At 46.3% G+C, this 20457-nt stretch carries 13 protein-coding genes and 1 tRNA gene; 1 reads left to right on the forward strand and 13 read right to left on the reverse strand.

What is annotated here, in order from left to right; translation table 11 throughout:
* Positions 1–276 precede the first annotated feature (276 nt).
* The 7 genes from AC06MN_RS01355 to AC06MN_RS01385 all read right to left on the reverse strand — a co-directional run bounded on the left by AC06MN_RS01355 (position 277) and on the right by AC06MN_RS01385 (position 10006).
* On the reverse strand, positions 277–600 hold the full coding sequence (locus AC06MN_RS01355; protein WP_475670559.1) for a hypothetical protein: 324 nt from the start codon (positions 598–600) through the stop codon (positions 277–279).
* Positions 597–2069, reverse strand: a complete 1473-nt coding sequence (locus tag AC06MN_RS01360; RefSeq protein WP_475670560.1) for a T9SS type A sorting domain-containing protein — start codon at positions 2067–2069, stop codon at positions 597–599. Before AC06MN_RS01360 ends, AC06MN_RS01355 begins: the two co-directional genes overlap by 4 nt.
* A gap of 187 nt (positions 2070–2256) precedes the next feature.
* Positions 2257–3954 carry a T9SS type A sorting domain-containing protein gene (locus AC06MN_RS01365; RefSeq protein ID WP_475670561.1) on the reverse strand — a complete coding sequence of 566 codons (1698 nt, stop codon included), beginning with the start codon at positions 3952–3954 and terminating at the stop codon, positions 2257–2259.
* Between the two features lie 270 nt (positions 3955–4224).
* On the reverse strand, positions 4225–5286 hold the full coding sequence (locus AC06MN_RS01370) for a T9SS type A sorting domain-containing protein (RefSeq protein WP_475670562.1): 1062 nt from the start codon (positions 5284–5286) through the stop codon (positions 4225–4227).
* 500 nt (positions 5287–5786) lie between these two features.
* On the reverse strand, positions 5787–6782 hold the full coding sequence (locus AC06MN_RS01375; RefSeq protein WP_475670563.1) for a hypothetical protein: 996 nt from the start codon (positions 6780–6782) through the stop codon (positions 5787–5789).
* Between the two features lie 286 nt (positions 6783–7068).
* A complete protein-coding gene (locus tag AC06MN_RS01380; RefSeq protein ID WP_475670564.1) occupies positions 7069–7422 on the reverse strand; it encodes a hypothetical protein in 354 nt (117 codons plus the stop codon).
* Positions 7423–8194: 772 nt separating this feature from the next.
* The gene (locus tag AC06MN_RS01385) at positions 8195–10006 is read right to left on the reverse strand and encodes a hypothetical protein (RefSeq protein ID WP_475670565.1); all 1812 of its coding nucleotides are present in this window, start codon (positions 10004–10006) and stop codon (positions 8195–8197) included.
* Positions 10007–10240: 234 nt separating this feature from the next.
* Here AC06MN_RS01385 and AC06MN_RS01390 point away from each other — a divergent pair.
* Positions 10241–10314, forward strand: a tRNA-Asn gene (locus AC06MN_RS01390).
* A gap of 100 nt (positions 10315–10414) precedes the next feature.
* Here AC06MN_RS01390 and AC06MN_RS01395 read toward each other — a convergent pair.
* From AC06MN_RS01395 to AC06MN_RS01420, 6 genes are all read right to left on the reverse strand, one after another.
* On the reverse strand, positions 10415–11212 hold the full coding sequence (locus AC06MN_RS01395) for a hypothetical protein (RefSeq protein ID WP_475670566.1): 798 nt from the start codon (positions 11210–11212) through the stop codon (positions 10415–10417).
* Entirely contained in the window at positions 11212–11967 is a 756-nt protein-coding gene (locus AC06MN_RS01400; RefSeq protein ID WP_475670567.1) for a glycosyltransferase family 2 protein, read from the reverse strand. The genes AC06MN_RS01395 and AC06MN_RS01400 overlap by 1 nt, the downstream gene beginning before the upstream one ends.
* Positions 11968–12036: 69 nt before the next feature.
* Positions 12037–13089: a mannose-1-phosphate guanylyltransferase gene (locus AC06MN_RS01405; protein ID WP_475670568.1), complete on the reverse strand. Its 1053-nt coding sequence runs from the start codon at positions 13087–13089 to the stop codon at positions 12037–12039.
* Positions 13082–15034, reverse strand: coding sequence for a polysaccharide biosynthesis protein (locus AC06MN_RS01410; protein ID WP_475670569.1), 1953 nt, complete (start codon positions 15032–15034; stop codon positions 13082–13084). Before AC06MN_RS01410 ends, AC06MN_RS01405 begins: the two co-directional genes overlap by 8 nt.
* Before the next feature lie 70 nt (positions 15035–15104).
* Positions 15105–18119, reverse strand: a complete 3015-nt coding sequence (locus AC06MN_RS01415) for an FAD-binding and (Fe-S)-binding domain-containing protein (RefSeq protein ID WP_475670570.1) — start codon at positions 18117–18119, stop codon at positions 15105–15107.
* A 126-nt stretch (positions 18120–18245) separates the two neighbouring features.
* A complete protein-coding gene (locus AC06MN_RS01420; RefSeq protein ID WP_475670571.1) occupies positions 18246–20399 on the reverse strand; it encodes a S9 family peptidase in 2154 nt (717 codons plus the stop codon).
* Positions 20400–20457 lie beyond the last annotated feature (58 nt).

Raw genomic sequence — 20457 nt, forward strand, 5'->3', positions numbered from 1 at the left:
ACTCTAAACACAGAAAAAGCCGACTTGACAGGGACATTATAAGGCTCCGTGACAAACTTGAACGCCTCGAAAGCGAACAGACACGAGCAATTTGCAAAATAATGGAAAACAGCCTGTTATAATCTTGTTATATAGAAGAAGGCAAAAGTAAGTAAAAATGATATTTTTGGAAAATATTGATTTTTAATAAGTTACACTTTTGTTATAAGGAAGCAGAAAGTGACAAAAACAGATAGTTTGGTAGGCCACTGAAATTTCAGCGGACACCAAAAATTTTCAGTACACACCAAATTCCACGAGGAGGAAGATGACGAAATAGGAGACCAGACTGACACCAAACAGCCACAAGCTGAATTTCAGTTTTCTCAGCATGGCGCGACAGCCCCAGGTTTCCACACCTTGCCCTTGGGCATGGCGGCGAAAGGCGAGGGCACACCAGGTTATCTCGGCACACCACAGCGAGGCAAAGACGCAAGCCACGAAAAACAAGATGTCCTTAATGCACCAGCTGATGACTATGAAACCGCCCCAGCACAGCAGCATGGCTGCTGCCAAACTGATGTAGCTGAGGCGGATCAGTTTTACCTTAAATGGATTCATTCCTTCACCCACTTGCCGCTCTCAACGTCCTTTCCTGCGCTGATGACTTTCCACACATACGTTCCCGCTGCCCAGTCCGTGGCATCCAGTACGGTTTCCGTTTCCGTGACAGGCTGCTGCGCCACAAGGCGGCCATTCATATCGTAAACCTCCACGGCGGCATTCTCAACCGCCGTGCGGATGTGCATTTCGCTGCCGCCCGGGTTCGGGTAGGCGATGGCTACGGCGAAACCTGCGGCGTGGGCTTCGTCAACGCTTACAAATGTTTCATTCTTAATTCGGTAAATGCAATTTTCTTGTTCATTCGTCCTTCTGTTATAGCCATCACAGCAAATCCAGCAGCCATCAGGATAAGCGCACACACTATGGGGAGCCAAACCACGCTCATTGTCTTGATAATAGATTTCGCCATATCGGTTCAAGTCCTCATCAAAATGAGCCACGTACACCCCCCATGAAGCATTAAAACCCATCCAACCGCACATGTAAACGCTACCATCACCGCCATAATCAATAGCCTTACGCAAGGCTCGCTCGTCCGAACTCGGCGTTGCTGGTCCCCAACAGAAAGCCAATTGGTTGAATTCTTCATCAAACACAGTCATGAAAAGATCTTTTTCGATGGCCGGATTTTGCCCGAAAGCGGGGTATGAGAAGTTGCTAATGCCATAAGTTCTGTTGTTAAATGGATTAAGTGATGCATACATGTAGCCACAGAACAATTTCGGATAGGAAAGATTATTGATGCAATCCTTGTAATACACCTGGTTAAGATTGCCATCCAACACTATGCCGGATTCATCGTAACGCACTTCGCTACGCGCAATGAGGCAACAGCCCAACGAGTCGGGAGACGAAAACATGGGATAGGCATCCTGAAACGGCAATGACTCAAAAAGTTTCTCAGCCATCAAATCTCCATTATCCGAAAACTTCAGGATTCTGATGCCTTGGCTTTCGTTGGGGAAAAACAAATTGTCGACAGAATAGGAAAAAATCACGCTGCCATCCTTGCAAAATACTGTCATGGGTTCATACCACCCATCGTAAGGACGCACATCGAGACCTGTCCATTTGAATTTTCTAGATTCGATTTCCAAATCATCGGTGACGGAAACAGAATAAAGCGATGCGGTGCCGTTTTGCCGTGTAAGATAGACGAATCCCGTTTTGCCGTCAACAGTTGCGGACATCTCACTTTCCCAATTGAAATCCTCAGTCGTTTCCCCTTCTGCAAACCAACAAACCGAACCTGAAACATTCCCATTTTCGTCAAATTTGAGAATATAATGGTTCTGATAAGGCAAGTTTACAGTCGATGCCTTTGCCAGAAAGCCATCTGATGTTCTATACATGTGCCAGACCGTCAACGTATCACTGACGAAGGCATCTGTTAATTCTTGGGCAAAGCTTCTTGAGAAAGGCAGAAGCGCAAAGACTGCGAGAAGGCCTATGATGTTTCTTTTCATATTGATGATGTTTTGTTGTTGTTAATTCGGACATTCGTGTACCATAATCTGCCCGCAAAGGTAAAAAAACTTTTTTTGAGAATTTTTTCTGCGAATTTTATTTTGTGAACAAATGGTTCTCATTCAGCTACTGTAAACTCACCATAATACTCATCTCCATTGGGAAGCGTGAAGGTGACCATGAAATTCATTCCTTCACCCATTTCCCGCTTTCCACAATTCGCTTTCCGCTCAAAACCTTCCACACATACGTTCCCGCTGCCCAGTCCGTGGCATCCAGTACGGTTTCCGTTTCCGTGACAGGCTGTTGCGCCACAAGGCGGCCATTCATGTCGTAAACCTCTACCCGCGCATCCTGCAAAGCCGTGCGGATGTGCATCTCGTTGCCGCCGGGGTTCGGGTAGGCGATGGCAAGTGAAAGGCCGTTGGCGTGGGCTTCGTCGATGCCCAGGAAGGCTTCGGCGGGGAACTTCACCACCGATTCATACATGATGTTAGGCATGTTCATGTCATAGCCATAAAGCTCCACCAGCACGCCACCATCTTCCGTTGCCGTGATGCTACAGGCCTCACTGTGCATCAGGTCTCCAGGCAAGTCGTAATACACTTCATCCATGACTTCAAATTCCGGTGTAAGGTGGTCTATCATGATCCACGAGTCACGATTTCCAGCAGGCCCTACGTTCAGGCTGTAGACATAAAAGAGAGAATGGTCGTTGGCGATGGCTACGCCTTTGCTCAGGGTCGCCATATCAAAGTGCTTTGTCTTTCGCTCGGCATAGCGTTTGATGGGCACAACGGCAGGTGACTCGCTGTTATCGTCGAACTCGTACAGGACACTGACATAATAGTTGCCCACCCCTACCTCAACTTCATCGGCCTCACAAGTCATGTAGGTCGTGCCATGGGGACTGCGCACCACATTCACGTCTCCAAAATACCATCGCCCCCCTTGAATGTTTGGCAAGCCCGCCGCCTGGAGATACCTGCGTGTGCGCACCACATTGAAATCACGGTCGAAATAGACCACATTACGGTCCTCCTGGTTGACAACTGTGCCTTCAAGACCGTAATGGATGTAGCCGCTGTCAGCCTCCACCAGATGGTAGAACCTATAGAAGGCTCTTAGGTCGCTGCCAGAATAGGTGCTCTCGTAGCCTGCCCTCTTCAGCACATTGCCCTCAAAGTCAATCTTGAAGAAGATGGTGCTGTCCTTCGCTGCGGGATGTGGCACTTTGCTTCCGGCCTTTGTGTAAGCTCCAACAAGATACCCTTCGCTATCAACTATGGCCGAAAACGGGGCAATATGCCCGCAGCACGGGGCGTTTAGGGTGTCGTATTCAACGGTGTCGATGGGAATGTTCCACTCATAGCTCTCGGCTATCGAAAGGTCGTCGTTCAGTTTGTAGAGGCCGAGAATGGAATGGTCGATGGGTGGGCTGAAATTCCTGTAGTAGTTCGGTGAGCACGTGTCGTGATCGGGATTGAATGCATTGAGAAGAAAAGCTTCGCCCTGCCGGTTTTTCAGGACATACGGATTGCGGCTCGTGTAGCCGTCCTTATGGTAGGTGGCCTGGCACAGCTCCGTGCCATCGGAATCCAGCGCAAGGATGTGGGCATCGTAAGCATTCCTCAACGCAAACACTTGACCGCAGTCATTCCTCTTTATGGAGATGCCTCTTACCAAAATCCTCCCATCCGGAAATTCGTGTGCCTCCATGTATTGTTTCACTACCGAATCCGACACCTTGTCATACTCGTAGGTGTAAGCCCATTGCTGTGGCGCGCGCGGCAGGTCCGAGGACGTTTTTTGGCTGTCGTCCTGAGCAAAAGCCTTGGCCCCGAAGAGAAGGGCCAAGGCAAGTAAAAGGTTTAGTTTTTTCATCGTCATTATTCTTTCATTATCATTGTGATTTCTGTTTCTGACATTTTTCGCACCATTCCTCTGAACTTCGTGAAGTGCGTTAGCCAAAATCCAAAGTGAACAGTGCGGCAAAGATAGTGCTATTTTATTATGATTTCCAATAAAATACAAAGAATGATTCATTCTGAATTTAATAATGTTAAAATGATGTGTTTGTTAATCCGTTACCGTAAATTCACCATAATACTCGTCTCCATTAGGGAGCGTGAAGGTGATAATGTAATTCATTCCTCATTCCTTCACCACCTTGTCCGAATAGACCTTTCCGCCTTCAAGGGTGATTTTCGCAACATACTGCCCCGCCGGAAGGTCTGCCACATTCATTTCCGCCGTGCGCGAACTTGCCACGCAGCGGCCTGAAACATCGTACAATTCAATGCTTTCGGGCTTAACATCGGGCGAGAATTGGATGGAAAGCCTGTCTTTCACCGGGTTCGGATAGATGAGGTATGGACGCACCGATTCCGCAGCCTCACCAATTCCCGTTCCTTCGTCGGTGAAGGTGACAACCCAAAACCTCTGCCTTGGATACTCGAAGTCGGATTCTGTACCGCACAGCGCCACTCCGCCGTCTTCAAGCGCACACATATCCATACAGACTTGAAAGGTTGTGGGAGTGTACGGCTCCAAACACCAGCGCTCCCATTCCAGCGTCAAGTCCGATCCTATCTTGAAGACATGCATAGGATTGTTCACTTCAGACCTGAATGCCACCATGTAGAAGCCGCCGTCTTTGGCCATGACGAACGGATCGAACCCCGAGTGGTACGAACCTTCCAGTTGCGGACTTTTGAACAGGTATCTGCGTAGCACCTGATCCAGTCCCTGCACTTCCGCCAGCTCAAGGCAGTGATACCAGCTTCCGGAATAGCCCCCGAAATAATCTCCACGGAAGAAGAGCATTCGCCTGTCCCCATAACCGCGCAAACACGGAGCATCGATTTCATCCACATAGAGTCCGTCGTATAGCGACATTTCTTTGGATGCGACCAGATTGAAAAGGGAATCGTACACGGTAATGACATGGATGGTCTCGGGATAATCGAGCCCCGTGGTATAGACGACCGAATACTCTTTACTCTCCTCATCGTACATGTTAAGTGCGGTTCTGTCGACATAGCAATGTTCGGAATACAGGTCGAACTTGGCCTGTGTTCTGACGGTTCCATCGAGGTCGATCCTAGCCAGATTGCCCTTATTGTCGTCCGACTTCCAGTACATGACAATGTCGCCAGCGGTGTCAAGGATGATTTTCGCATAAAGTCCGTCCCCGTCCGAGTAGACAACGTCCACGGCATCGACGATGGAGAGGTAGTCGTCAAGTTTCAGCAGGCGGAAGATAGAGCTGCCGCCTTCGTTGCTATAGGTGTAGCCGAAAAGGTAAGACGTGTCGTCATCGGGATTGGGATCCCTCTCGAGAAGGTAGCTCTTGCATTCCCGTAAGCCGAGTGCGAGCGAGTCTATAAGAGCGCCGTCACGCGTAAAGCGGTAGAGGATGTGGTCTTTCATGTTGCCGTCGGCCTCGTACTTGTCTACCGACAGCAGCAGGTTCCCGTCCATGGTCTCGATGATGCACCATCCACCATGCGGAGCGTCCGTCCCGTGTGCAAACTCGGTGCAGTTCTGGGCTGATGCCAAGTAGAAGCACAACGAAAAGACTGTGGTAAGCAGGAATAGTCTTGTCTTCATTTTGTTAAAAGTGTTATTTCGTTAATAATACGATTAATACAATATACGGATAAAAAGACGAAGCCGTAAACTTGGGAACCATTTACGGCTAAAATAGGAAACAATCAGTCTACTGATGGCTCTGAAGTTGAACCTTGCAAGACACCGTATCTCACAGTCATTGAATGCCAATGAGGCGCTTGGTCTTTGTTAGCCTGGCCATAGTTCCATTCAACCTCTATACTGGCAAGGCAGCATCCCATTGGCCAGTAGTCTTCCACGATTCCTGCATAGGAGTCAAGATAATAGCGCATGTTACACAAAGGAATCGCGTCATTGTCGTATCCACCATTTTGATAATAGAGACGCGAATACATGTCGCTTGGAGAAGGTGTCACATAGTCGAACAGATCCATAGGCATCCATTTTCTGGTGGTGTGTAGCGTGTAATAGAGTCTGCCAGTTGAATAATCAACGGAGTGGAACACCTGAAGGTTGAGGATGCGGTTCAGTTCGCTAACAGCGGTAGTGTTGCCATGATAAACGATGGTGGAATCAAGGTATTGATTGCAGTCTATTCCGCTGTTAAAGTAAAAGCCTCCGAATGCCTTAGCACCGTTTCCATAGGAAAGCGTGATGTGTGTCTCTACCGTTCCGTCAGGATTGATAGTACAGATGATGATGCGGAGATTCTTCTCCTGCAGGTCGTGGCTATGGTAGTAGTTTCGTATTTCATTGAAAATCTGCTTGTAGGCATCATTGAGGTCGGCAAGCGACACCATACCATTGCTGATGTTCACATCCGTGTAAATGTCGTCGAACATGATGTCGTCGAACTGTTCAACGACATTGCCAAAGTCGTAGTTCGACAGGTTGGTCAGGAACCAGTTGGCATCCTCGATCGTCATCATTTCATCTCCTTTGCTGTCACCCATGAGTTGCTGCTTGAACTGCTCAAGGTAGGCGTTCATGTCGTCAATCTGCTCAGGATGAGTGATGCTGGCGCATTGAATGTTATTGGCTTCGGGAGCTGTTGTCTCGTTATCTTTCTTGCATGATGCAAAGATTGTCAGTCCCATCAGTACAATGGCGGCTAAAAGTGTTGTGTGTTTGTATTTCATCTTATTGAAGTTTAAATTGTTAGTTTTCATTGGCAATGTTTCCCCATTGCCTGATTTTCTTATTACACATGACATTCCGTTATGAAAGGAATGTTTATCTTTGCAGCCTTTCGGCTGCCTTTAACGATACGCACAAGGCGTTAGTGAGGACGTCGTTACAACTTGAGGAGCTTTTGCGGAAGAAACAGTTGCCACACCATTGTTCCGCAAGCACCTTTACCTTTCGGTTCGGTTGCTAAATGAACTTGTTTTTCCAACTCATGGCTCTCTGATTTTATAAGGTTAATCACTCCACTTCGAATTCCCCTTCGTAGACCGTTCCGTCGGCAAGCGTGAAGGTGACAATGAAATGCCCAGCGTGAGGAATTCGGCATCCCACTCCGTTAGGCGTGCAAAGGATGGCTTGGTCGAACACCCTGCTGCCTCCGGCAGTGCTGATGCTGACTCTCACGCTTCCCAAATCTTCAAGGAAGGTTGCTGTGAACATGTCTCCATTAATGGAAGCATGAATGGGCGGCTCTTCAGGAGATTTGTCTTCGCCAGTTTGACAACTTGCTTGTTGGTTCAAACTAATATTGAAAGCAAACGTTGAACCTACACCGAAAAGCAAGCAAATGATAAGAAGTAATTTTTTGTACATGACTTTTGTGTTTTAAAAGTTTAACGCAGCAAAAATATGTTACAAAAAAATCACGACAATGAAAATCATCATCGGGATTTATTAGGATTTTTTGATAAAGTTTTGATAATGTGTTGGTTGTGTCGATTTGATTTTGGTTTATAGATTCCCTCTCGCAAGCTCGAGGGAATGGAGTATTAGGTGATATTAAATAAGCGGCGGCGGTTGAAGTTCACCTTTAGGAAAAGACAAGTCGCCGCCGCCATCCTGACACCCCCCTAACAATCCATTCCCGTCGCCAGACGGGAATCTTGTAAAAAATTCTATTGCTGTCCGCTAAAAATGGAGACAAAGCCTGTAATCGGACAAACTTCAATGAATTACGATGTCTTGTCAAAAATGGGGCTTACTTTTCAACTACTTTATTATCATCGTAATCCCAAGAAAATGCACTGAAGATGAAGTGTTGAAAAATAGTCCGGGGTGGGCGCGCGGGCCACGGGCAAGATGCGGGGCAGCGCCCGCCAAAGAGACGAACTAAAGGCTTGACCTTCACGAAATTGCGTTTATGACATATTTCCTGAAGGTCAAGTCTTTAGGGCGGCTGTGTGTTGGACCGATAATCTTGCCCTTGATTCTTTGGTTACTTTCTGATCAAGCAGAAAGTGACAAAAAATAGAAAAATAGATAGTTTGGCTGTTCGCTAAACTTTTAGCGGACACCAATAAAAAAATTCATCGTAAAATAAATGTATGATTTTGTTGAAATGGTATAATAGCCAGCAGCCAATCCGCTACTTTTCCACCTCGGTTTTCGACAGTAGGAAGACGGCAATCTTTTCGTCGGTGCCGAAAATGCGTTTCAGCTTGTCGGCGCGTTCCCACACCGAAGGATAGGATTTCTGCATCAGGGCGGCTATCTGCACCTCGTTCAAGCCCAAGAGGTAGAGACGGCAATAGTTCAAGTCGTCGTTGGTCAGTTTCGGATAGGCTTTCTTCAGGCTTTCGGCAAACGTGCCGTAATGCCTCTCGACGGCCATGCGCAGCTGCTCCTGCTGCTGACGGGTCAAGGCGATGGCGGAATAAATCTTCATGTCGACGGTCGACTTGATGTTTTCCGAAGCAACCGCATCCAAAATCTGTCGGCAGACAGGCTCGTTGGCAAAGGAAGGCATGTCGGCCGACTGCTGCTCAAGGCGCATTTTCAGCAGGCTGTTCTCGCGGTTCTTCTCATCAATGATGTCGTCTTTTTCCTTCAGCATCTCGTTGGCGCGGCGCATCCGCCCCGACATTTTCGACTGTTCCCACTCCACCTTTTGCTTCTCCTCGCGCAAGGTGTCGTTCTCTTGCTGCATTATTTCGGCATGTCGCCGTCCGCGCCTTACAAAATAGATGGCTAACAAACCCAACAGCACCAACAGGACACCGATGCCAAGCATCACACGACTAATGCTTTTTCTGCGCCATGCCGAATGACGGCTGTCCTGTTGCTGCAAGCGGTAGGCATTGTAAAGGTTGACGATTTCAGTCTTATCCGAGGCTTTGTCTAAGAATTTCTCAAGGCCTTCGTTATATGGCTGCGCATAGATGGCTGCTTGTTCCATATCGCCTAAGGCTTCGTAGGTCTCTTTCAGCAATTGTGCCGAAGACAATTGGGTGGAAAACTGATTCCTATTTATGCTCTGTTTCAGATAAAAGATTGCTGAATCGTATTGCTGTTCCCTGAAAAACAATTGACCTAACACATAGCAGCTTGTCAGAGAATCATCTCGAGTGACTGACAAATTCATGGCTTGCCGAGCCACCATGAAAGCCGAATCCGTCATTTCCATATTATAATAGAGCGATGCCGATTCTTTCAAAATGTATTGATAATTGTTCATTTGTTCTTTTTCAGAAAATTCTCGAGCCTTGTTCATATAAAACAAAGCACTATCGTTTTGTGAAATAGAGCTATAACAATTCCCAATCTTTTTATACGCTTTTAAAACTCTTTCATTTTCCCCAATTTTAAGATAATAGTACAACATTTTTTTACTTGTCTCAATAGCAGCCGCATACCCTTCGTTGAAGAAAAACAATTCGGAAAGTCTGGAATTAATCAGTCCCATAAACCGAATCATATTCCTGTCCATTTCGTCATCAGTAAAATGGTTTTCCATCACTTGCAAGGCTTTCAGGTAGGCTTGGCAGGCGGGCACAATGCTGTCCTGCTCGTACCAGCCCACGCCGTCCATGTAGTGGGCGCGAGCCTGTAGGTAGGCAAGCGGCGCATCGAATGGGTGGCGGTCGGCAAGGCTGTCGTAGTAGGCAGTGGCGGCAAGTAGTTCGGTGCGGTTGTTTTGGGTGTAGTCGTTCTTGTAGAGCAATTCGGCGAGCATGAGGTGGAAACGGCTGCGCTCCCAAGGGTTCAGCACCGAGTCGCCCATAGCATCGTTGAAAGCCAGCAGTGCTGTAAGGGCGCTGTCGGGCTGCTGCTGTAGCAAAGTGTCGACGGCATCCAAGGCGGCGCGGTGGGGCGTGTCGTTCAGCACGGGCGAAACGGTTTTCAGTCTGCCGCAACAGCAGAGCAGGAAAAGGGACGCTATGAAAAACAGCCTACGCATATTGGCTGCAAACTTACATAAAAAAGCGGTTTTTTTGCTTTTTGGAAAAGGAAAAAAGCGAAAATACCTTGAAAGAATCAAGGAAATGTGTTTTTATTCGATTTTTATTTTGCTAACTTACAACAAGTTATAAAAAAAATAAAAAATAATGGATAAAAATCATTGCGGGTAATGAAAAAACATATACTTTTGCAACCGCAAACAAAAGGAAATACGTTCTTTGTAACACTAAATGCCTCCTTAGCTCAGTTGGTTAGAGCATCTGACTGTTAATCAGGGGGTCTCAGGTTCAAGTCCTGAAGGGGGCGCCCTTTCGTGAGAAAGTCAGAGATTACAAAGTGTAATTTTTTATGTTTCATGTTATTAATTTTTTAGCCAGATAATTGCCCCAACAGTTATCTGGTTTTTTTATTTTGTCCCGCGCTGCATGGCTTCCATATTCAGCACGGCCTTAACACGTGGCAATGTGATGATGTTTCGGAACGGATACAGCAGATTTACAGCGATTTTCATCCACCACTGGTAATGGATTTCAAGGCGGCAGTAGGCTTTTCGGAAATTGAAGTTCTGTATCAGATAATCCTGAATGCCGGAATGTTCGGTGATGGTGCGTGAACCGTCAGTGACATATCGGAAAAGCTTCTTGCCGAGGTAATGTTCGTTCATGGCGTAGAAAAGGCCGTAGTAGGTGTAGAAAGAATTGGCATGATATTTTGGCAAGATGCAAGTGATTTTGTAATCGCAAGCATTATCGGAAACATAGTTGATGGCGAAACCCGCAAAATCGTGCGTTTCTTTTGTGAAAATAGCCCAATATTCGCAATTTTCCTGTTCCAAATAATAGAAGAAATCATCCATGAAATCCTGCTTGTTTTTCTCCTGGTGCAAAGTCAACGAATTATCGTAATGATTGACAAAACCATTGTCATACAGCACTTTCTTATCAACCAATTGAAAATCGAACAGACTCAGCGCATTCTTAATTTTCAGTCTTTTCTTTGAAGGCAGTTCTTCCAAAGCCAAGAAATCATCTTTTACCAAATACCAAAAACTGCTGGGTTCCTTTTGGTCAAAAGCGTAGGTGTTTCGCACAAGCAAGCCGCCGTTTTTCAACAAATCGCGCCATTGCTTTTCCTCAAGTTTCGTTTCTTTGTGCGGGACATCTTCAAAACGCCATGCATTCCGATATAGATAATAGCCATTCATCACAAGCGTTTTTTGACGGAATTGAAAGCATAGCCTAAAAAGCAATCCAATGACTTGAAAAAAGACAGTTTTTCCTGCTGACGATACACCCTCCAAACATCTTTTGCAGCCTTCAACTTGTTGCTTGACGCTGAAGAATTCCTGACTCTATACAACAATATGATTTCATTTATCGGGTAAGCATCGTATCCTTTTTTCAGCAAATGACACCATAATGCCATATCATCGCTGGTTTCGTTGAGCGGCATGACGAGGCTTCCCGTCTTTTCTGTATCAATCATCACTGTTCCGGAACCTATGATAGTGTTATGCAGGTATTTATTATAGTTCATGACACCAGCATGACGGATGACTTTTCTCTTTTTCGTTCCATCCTCGTTGAGCAGCTCGTAATTACCGTAGCAAAAGGCCAAATTATTATCGAGCATGAATTGAACCTGATGTTCAAGTTTAGTAGGAACCCACAAGTCATCATTATCCAGAAAAGCGACAAAACGACCGTTTGCTTTTGAAAGGGAATGGTTTCTTGTTTGTGCTATACCTTGATGTATTCCAGGCAGATACAACTTTATGCGGTTGTCTTTTTCACAATAATTCCGCACAATTTCAGGTGTACTGTCGGATGAATTATCGTCGGTGACCACAAGCTCCCAGTTTTGATAGGTTTGCGCCAACACTGAGTCTATGCTTTCGGCAACAAACTGCTCAGCATTGTAGCAAGGCATGATGATTGATATGAGTGGTATATTTTCCATTTTCAACTGGCAAAAATAAACAAAAAGGTGGCTTTTGACCACCTTTAATTATTCTTGAAATGAAAAACCTTATTTCAGTCCTTCAATCCAAACCTTGATTTGCTGCTCATCGTGCAGGCGGCACACCAAAAGCGAATGGTCGCGATAGGCCACGAGATAGTCTTCCAAGCCTTCCACGACGGCTTCGGTGCCATCTTCTATGTTGATGATTGTGTTTTTGTTATCAATGGACACCACTTTGCCACGCAAGGCGTTGTTGTCGGCATCTTTTTGGGCGTGTGTGAACAGTGAACCCCAAGTGCCAATGTCGCTCCAGCCGAAATCAGCGGGAATGGTGTAGGTGTCAGGCGATTTTTCCATAATGCCGTAGTCAATGCTGATATTCTGGCAGTCGAGGAAGCGCTGGTTGATGAAAGATTGTTCTTCGGCGGTGCCAAACTTGTCTTTGCCTTCGTCAAACAGTTTCACCATATCGGGCAAATTGGTTCTGAAAGCATTCATTATGCCATCGAGAGTCCACAAGAAGATGCCGGAATTCCAGAAATAATTGCCTTCGGCGACAAATTTCAGGGCTGTCTCGTAATTCGGTTTTTCCTTGAACATTTCCACTTTCACGACTTCGGGCAATTCATTTTGCTTCGGAACCTGAATGTAGCCGTAACCCGTTTCAGGACGGCTCGGCTTGATGCCGATGGTCATCAAGGCATTGTCTTGTTTTTTCAGAAAATCGAAACCTAAGCAGATAATGCGTTGAAATTCTGTTTCATTTGTAACCAAATGGTCAGCGGGAGTCACCACGATGTTGGCATCCTTGCAACGGCTTTGGATCCGATAGCAAGCGTAAGCGATGCAAGGTGCCGTATTGCGTCGGGCAGGTTCGCAAAGCACTTGATCGGGTTTCAGTTCGGGAAGATGTTCCAAAACGAGGTTCTTGTAAGCCGCATTCGTGACCACGAGAAAGTTTTCATCGGGAATCAATGGGCTGAAACGCTCGTAAGTGCTACGGATAAAACTTTTTCCCGTGCCTAAAATATCAAGAAACTGTTTCGGATAATTATCTTTACTCAAAGGCCAGAAACGGCTCCCAATGCCGCCAGCCATAATAATGCAGTAGTTATTCATGTTTGTCTAATCTTTCAAAAATACTGTTGTTGCTAATAAATTCAGGCACAATAACCTTCATTTGCGCCACAATCTTGAATGGGTCGGAGGTGACCAGTTGCTCGTGCAAAACGCCAATCATACCATCGACATCCTTTTCTTCGTATTCGCGGACTTTGGCACGCATGATTTTCTTGTTTTCCGTCGGGATGGTGTTTTCCTTGGTTGCAAGCAATTCTTCATAAAGCTTTTCGCCTGGGCGCAGACCTATTTCCTTGATTTCAAGTTTCGGTTTGTGAGCCAACTGGCGCATCTTGTCGGCCAAATCCCAAATCTTGACAGGCTTGCCCATGTCGAAAACGAAAATGTCGTCGTCTTCGCCAATGGAACCGGCTTCCAACACAAGGCTGCAAGCCTCCGGGATGGTCATAAAGTAACGGATGATACGTTTGTCTGTGACGGTAAGCGGCCCGCCTTGCTCGATCTGTTTCTTGAACAAAGGCACGACAGAACCGTTTGAGCCAAGCACGTTACCGAAACGCGTGGTGACGAACTTCGTGTTGCTGTTGCGGCTTTGCGTGTAGATTTCGGCAATGCGTTTGGTGGTGCCCATAACGTTAGTCGGGTTCACGGCCTTGTCGGTTGAAATCATTACGAATTTTTCAGCTTCGTATTTCATAGCCAAATCGGCGATGTTCTTTGTGCCAAAAACGTTGACAAACACGGCTTCATACGGATTTTCCTCCATGAAAGGAACGTGCTTGTAGGCAGCTGCGTGATAGACGATTTGCGGCTTGTATGTACTGAAAACCTCTTCCATTCGGCGTTGGTCTTTCACATTGGCAATGATGAAGACCATTTTGTCGATTAAAAGTTTCAAATCAGGAGTGTTTTTCAGTTCGAACTGGAAATCGTACATAGGCGATTCGGCCTGGTCGACCATGACCAAGAGTTTCGGATTATAATGCAAGACCTGACGGCAAATCTCACTGCCAATGCTTCCGGCTGCACCTGTGATCAGGATCACTTTTCCATCGATTTCGCGTTTTACATTAATATTATCCAACTTGATAGGTTCGCGCCCAAGCAGGTCATCAATCTTGATGTCTTCGAGCTCATCAATCTTGATGTCTTTGGTTTGATCAGTGAGAACTGAACCGTTGTACCAACTTGAGAATGAAGGCAAAATCTTAACTTCTAAACCAACAGACATGGCTTTTTCGATGATTTTTTTCCTTCTTTCGGCTGTTAGACTTGGAATGGCAATAATTAATGTGTTGATGTGGTTGCTTCTCAGAAAATCGCTTTTGAAAGCCTTGTTAGGATGTATAATACTGATTGTGTTTATTTTCGTCTTTGTTCTTTGTGTGTTGTCATCAACAAAAGCGAAAATGTTGTATTTCGATTGTTGGTCTTGACTGATGGTACGGTATAATAACAAGCCACCTTCGCCTGCGCCATAAACCAAAATATTGCTTTTTTCCTTGCCACTTAGCTTGTAAAATTCGTTATAGATGCGTCGAATGAATAAACGGCTGATAATCATCAGTACAAGTGTAATCAGGTAATGGTATACGATAATGAAATATCTTGGGAAAACCTGTTGGCAAAGCGAAGGATTGATTTGTGTAATGATGAGTTTGCCGAGTACCAAAGCACTTAAAGCAAAAGTGTTGGAAACAATTATTTTTCGGATGTCCTTAAAACCAGTATATCGGACAAGTCCTTCGTATGTTCTGAATATAAAGAACATTATAAGATATACGACAGGCACGATTATGATTCTGTTCCAGTCGTAGCTCCAATATGGTTGCTTTATGTCGTTAAAATACATCAGAACCATAGCCATTAAGTAAGAGGCTATGACAATAACCATGTCAAAAACCAGAATCCAAGCTCTTGGCAATGAACCATTTGACTGCTTTCCGAAAATGAAATCACAGAATTTAATTACTAACTTCCTCATCAGACTATAGAATTATTAGGATTGCGACAAAGATATGATAATATCACATTACTTTTTCAAAAAACGTGAATTATTTTAACCATTTCAGCAAAATTTCAACTGGATGCACAGCACGGATACCAGTCCCATCAAGGATTTGCTGGCGACATGAAGTGCCTGGTGCAGCAATAATTACAGGCCTTTCCAAACTTTGTTTTTCCATGGCTTTCCTCACCGTCGGGAAAAGAATCATTTCGCCGATGGCGATGGAAGTCTTGTAGTGTTCCTTTTCGTAACCGAAAGCGCCAGCCATGCCGCAGCAACTGCTCGGAATGACATGAACCGTTGCGCCCGAAAGCAATTGCAAGGCTTTGGCGGTCTTATCGATGCCGACCAACGACTTCTGGTGACAATGTCCATGCAGCCATATTTCAACGGCATCCGGTTTGAAATCGTCAGCGGAAATGCGACCGGCGGCCACTTCGCGCATGATGAACTCATCGAAAAGCAAGGCGTTTCTGCCCAACCTTTGGGCTACGCTGCGCATTTCGGACGGCACCAAATCGGGATATTCGTCGCGGAAAGAAAGGATGCACGAAGGTTCGATGCCGACCAATGGTGTCATGGCTGAAACTTTGTCTTTCAGCAAATTGACATTTTTGATGGCGAATTTCTTTGCCAGTTTTAGGCAGCCTTTCGAAATGGCAGCGCGACCGCTTTCAACATGTTTCGGTATCTCGACTTCGTAACCTAATTTCATTAATAACCTAGCAAAAGTGAGACCGATTTCCGCTTCCTGGTAATTGGTGAATTCATCGGCAAATAGATAAATCTTGCCTTTTGGGGAGACGTTGCACGCAACGTCTCTACCGAAATATTTCGATTTCAATTGTTCCAGTTTTACAGCCTCGTGCATGGTCATCCGGCTCAATGTAGGGATGTTTCTTTCTGTCGTGAAACTGATGATTCTCTTGATGATGTTGGATGAGAATTTCCACGAAGCGAAGAAATTGTAGACAGGCCACACCAAATGTCCGAATTTTTCGACCCAGGCCATTCTTGCCACGGCAAAAGAGCGCAGAGGCGTTCCGTTGGCATCGTATTTCTGTTGCAAGATTTCGGAACGGATACGCGTCATGTCGACATTCGACGGACATTCGCTGCGGCAGCCTTTGCAAGCCAGGCAAGAGTTGAGCACTTCGGCCAATTCAGGCGATTTCAGCAGTTTTTCGTCGCCTCGGGTGAGCATCTCGCGCAGCACATTGGCTCTTGCCCTGGTGGCGTTGGTTTCGTCGTGCGTGACTTTGAAAGCAGGACACAATGTGCCGCCAATCAGGTTGCTTTTGCGGCAGTCGCCGGCACCATTGCACTGCTCGATGGAACACATCAGGGCGTGGAGTTGGGTTTTGGCTCCCGTGGCGCCTTTGATTTTGCACTCATCGAAAGCGGCTTTCCAATTGTAATAGGTCTTGTCGGTCCCAATAAGTTTTTCGATGGCATACGACTGGTTGATTTCGAAGCGCAAATGACTGTCCATCGGCTCCGTATCGGTGATTTTGTGCAGGTTGAAAAGACCATTAGGGTCCCAGCAATGCTTCACTTCACGCATCAACTGGTAGACTTTTTCGCCATACATCAATGGAATGAACTCGCCTCTCAATCTGCCGTCGCCGTGTTCACCGCTGAGGCTTCCCTTGTATTTCGTGACCAAAATGGCCGTCTCTTCCGCCACCTGTCGGAAAAGTTTCCTTTCGTCGGCATCCTTGATGTTGATGATGGGCCGCAGATGCAATTCACCCGTACCGATGTGAGCGTGATAGACACATTCCAAGCCCAAGCGTTTCAGCATTTCGCCGAAATCCTTCATATAATCGGGCAGAAACTCCGGAATGACGGCCGTATCTTCGATGACGCCTATCGGCTTTGCATCGCCTTTCATGCCGTTGAGCAAGCCCAAACCTGCTTTTCTGAGGCTCCAGGCCTTGGAAGTTTCGCTGCCGTAAACGCGGCTGCAAGCATAACACAAATCGCTTAAAGCTTGTTCCAAATCGGTTGCCACGGCATCGACTTCAGCGCGTGTGTCGGCTTTCAGTTCCACCATCAGGATGGCGGCTGGTTCGCCTTGCACGAAGAAACGGTTTTTCTGCTGCTCGACATTATCCTTGCTGAGTTCCAATATGTTATGGTCCATCAATTCGACGGCAACAGGATGGAATTTCAATGCCACAAGATTGGCAAGGAAACTCTTCTCCAAGGTGTCGCAATGTGCGCAAACCACCAAACATTCCTTTGGCGGCAAAGGGTTGAGGTGCAATTTTATTTCGGTGATGAACGCCAAAGTGCCTTCGCTGCCAGCCAATAACTTGCAAAGATTTATGGTGCGTTCAGGCCAAAGTTTCGTTTCATTGTGAAGGTCTTCTATGACCTCGTCGATGGCATAGCCGCAGCTTCTTCTCCGCAAACGTTTGTCGGGATAATTATCCTCAATCAGTTTGACGGTTTCCTTGTCTAAGGCAAAATTGATAAGCTGGGCATAGATGCGCTGGATCAATGAATTGCTTTCGTTTTTCCAAAATACCTTGCCAAATCTTGCCTCCAAATCGGCAATGGAGTAGTCTTTGAAAACCTCTTTGCTGCCATCGGCAAGCAGGCCTTTCGCTTCCAAAACATGGTGGCGCGTGCTGCCATAAACCAAGGAATGGCTGCCGCAGGAATTGTTTCCGAACATACCGCCAATGCAGCAGCGGTCGCTGGTCGAGGTTTCGGGACTGAAAAACAGGCCGTGAGGCTTCAAAGCCAGATTAAGTTCATCGAGCACAACGCCAGGCTGCACCTTTGCCCAACCTTCCTTATCGTTGATTTCAAGAATGTGATTCCAATTCTTACTGATGTCGACAACCAAACCGCTGCCGACCACTTGTCCGGCAATGGAAGTTCCTCCTGCACGCGGAATGATGTGCGTGTGGTTTTCCTTGGCCCAATTGATAAGGCCGGCCAAATCTTCCTCGCTCTCGCAATAGGCAACGCCTAAAGGCATTTCGCGATAGGCGCTGGCATCGGTTGCGTAGGCTATGCGGTGCAGTTTATCGGTAAGAATTTCGTACATGGAAAAATAGTTCAAAATTTTTCAAAATGCGCTACGCGCGAGAAAAAAGAAGATAAAAAGGTTCAAAAAGTTCAAAATGCGCTACGCGCGTTTAAACTTTTGAACTTTTTGAACCTCTTTTAACGCTTATAAATTATCCTTGAAATATTGTGTAATCTTTGTAATCAAATGCGCTCTGTCGGGGCCTTGCACGTTGTGGTCGTGGCCTGGATAAACGAAATAATCCAGTTGCTTGCCGTTGTGGATGCAGTTCTCGACAAAGACAAGACTGTGCTGCCACATGACGACAGGGTCGGTAGTGCAGTGAATCATCAGGAGCTTGCCTTCCAGTTTGTCGGTTTTGTTTTCGAGGCTGGTCAGTTCGTAGCCTTCAGGATTTTCCTGTGGAGTGTCCATGTAACGTTCGCCATACATGATTTCGTAGTATTTCCAATCCAGAACAGGACCGCCGGCAACGGAGACTTTGAACACTTCCGGATGATTGATTTTCAGCGATGTTGACATGAATCCGCCATAGCTCCATCCATCGCTGCCGATGCGGTCGGCATCGACAAATGGCAAGGTTTTCAGATATTCGATGCCCACCATTTGGTCGCGCATTTCGAGTTGTCCGCACTGACGGTGGATGCACTGCTCGAAGGCTTCGCCACGATCGGCGGAACCGCGGTTATCGAGTGTGAAGACCACAAAACCTTCCTGAGCGAGATAATTCAGATAAATGCCGGCACCTGCCAACCATTCATCGGTAATCAGCTGGGCGTGAGGACCGCCGTAAACGTAAACGATGACAGGATATTTCTTTGAAGCATCGAAGTTGTAAGGCTTGATGAGGCGTGTGTAAAGTGTCTGGCCGTCTTCCGATTTCAATTGTCCGATTTCAGTTGTTCCGATATTGTAATCCTTGATTGGATTTTCAGCTTCATGGAGGCGCTTTACAAATTTACCGTTAGCGTCCTGCAAATCTACATTGTAAGGAACATCGGTGCTGGTGTAGGCATCGATGAAATACTTGCCGTCGGCTGATGGCGTTACATCATGTGTGCCGTGTTCTTTCGTTATCTTGGTGATTTTGCCGCTTTTGAGGTTTTGCACATAGAAATGGCGTTCCAAAGGACTGACTTCGGTTGAACGGTAGTAAATGTTCTTGCCATCGTTTGAGAAACCGCAGAAATCGGTGACAACGAAATCGCCTTTGGTCAGTTGCTTGACGGTCTTTTTGCTGATGCTATATAAATAAAGGTGGTAGAAACCATCGCGTTGTGCCTTCCAGATGAACTGATCAGTGTTGTCTGGCAAGAAATAGGCAGGGCCTGTCGGCTCGACAAATTGGTCATCCTTGTCTTCAAAAATGGTCTGGATGAAATCGCCGCTTACTGCACTGTATTCATTGAATTTCAAATCGTTCTGACCACGATTCAACACACCGATATAGACACGCTTGTTGTCAGGATTCCAAGTGATGGCGGTGAGATATTGTTCGGCTGGTTCGCCCGTCTTAATGACGATTTCCTTGCCCGTAGCCATGTTATAAATGTGCAAAGTCACATGATGGCTTGCCATGCCCGCCATTGGATATTTGATGGATTTTTCTGTGGCAATGCGCTCGGTGATGTCGACGAGAGGATAATCTGTGACCATGCTTTCGTCCATCGAGTAGTAAGCCAGCTGGCTGCCGTCGGGCGACCAGAAAATGCCGCCTTCGATAGCAAATTCATTGCGGTGAACACTCTGTCCGGCAATCGTTCCCTCCGGATTGTTGGTGATTTGAATCTGCTTGTCGCCATTGGCAACGAAAAGGTTGTTTTCAACTGTATAAGCAACCATTTGTGTGGTTTCACAAACGGTTTGGTTTTCGGAATTCATCGGAACCGAAGTCACGTTTTTCACGCTTTTTGCCTTCAGGTTCATGACATTCAGATTGATGTTGCCTTTGCCCAAAGCATAGAAATAAGCCTCGTTGTCGTTCATCCAAGTGAGGTTAGGCATACGGCGAAGGCTGTCGAGATTAGCCTGATTGTTGAAACCATTCAGTTGGTCGAGGTTGAGCAGGGTGGTTTCCTTGGCTTTTCCAGCGGTGATGGTGACGATTTGGTTGTCCTTCACCAGCATGTAATTGTCAGAATTGCCGACCCATTTCAGTTGGTTGGGACGTTGGGCATAGAGGCTGCGGTTGTTGTAGGAAGCGTCAGCAGGGGTGAACATCTTCTTTTCTTGTGCCGTGGTTGGCGTTGCGAAGGCCATCAAAGCGGCCAGCGATAAAAGGGTCAGGATTTTCTTCATTTTCGTTCAGTTTTGATAATTGCGGCAAAAATAAGGATAATTTCAATATCTTTGCCCT

The organism is Candidatus Limimorpha sp. (assembly GCF_056203535.1).

What these genes read in the sequence shown, in the direction of transcription:
- AC06MN_RS01355 (WP_475670559.1), bottom strand. Translation starts at nt 600, where the DNA reads ATGAATCCATTTAAGGTAAAACTGATCCGCCTCAGCTACATCAGTTTG.
- AC06MN_RS01360 (WP_475670560.1), bottom strand. Translation starts at nt 2,069, where the DNA reads ATGAAAAGAAACATCATAGGCCTTCTCGCAGTCTTTGCGCTTCTGCCT.
- AC06MN_RS01365 (WP_475670561.1), bottom strand. Translation starts at nt 3,954, where the DNA reads ATGAAAAAACTAAACCTTTTACTTGCCTTGGCCCTTCTCTTCGGGGCC.
- AC06MN_RS01375 (WP_475670563.1), bottom strand. Translation starts at nt 6,782, where the DNA reads ATGAAATACAAACACACAACACTTTTAGCCGCCATTGTACTGATGGGA.
- AC06MN_RS01380 (WP_475670564.1), bottom strand. Translation starts at nt 7,422, where the DNA reads ATGTACAAAAAATTACTTCTTATCATTTGCTTGCTTTTCGGTGTAGGT.
- AC06MN_RS01385 (WP_475670565.1), bottom strand. Translation starts at nt 10,006, where the DNA reads ATGCGTAGGCTGTTTTTCATAGCGTCCCTTTTCCTGCTCTGCTGTTGC.
- AC06MN_RS01395 (WP_475670566.1), bottom strand. Translation starts at nt 11,212, where the DNA reads ATGAATGGCTATTATCTATATCGGAATGCATGGCGTTTTGAAGATGTC.
- AC06MN_RS01400 (WP_475670567.1), bottom strand. Translation starts at nt 11,967, where the DNA reads ATGGAAAATATACCACTCATATCAATCATCATGCCTTGCTACAATGCT.
- AC06MN_RS01405 (WP_475670568.1), bottom strand. Translation starts at nt 13,089, where the DNA reads ATGAATAACTACTGCATTATTATGGCTGGCGGCATTGGGAGCCGTTTC.
- AC06MN_RS01410 (WP_475670569.1), bottom strand. Translation starts at nt 15,034, where the DNA reads ATGAGGAAGTTAGTAATTAAATTCTGTGATTTCATTTTCGGAAAGCAG.
- AC06MN_RS01415 (WP_475670570.1), bottom strand. Translation starts at nt 18,119, where the DNA reads ATGTACGAAATTCTTACCGATAAACTGCACCGCATAGCCTACGCAACC.
- AC06MN_RS01420 (WP_475670571.1), bottom strand. Translation starts at nt 20,399, where the DNA reads ATGAAGAAAATCCTGACCCTTTTATCGCTGGCCGCTTTGATGGCCTTC.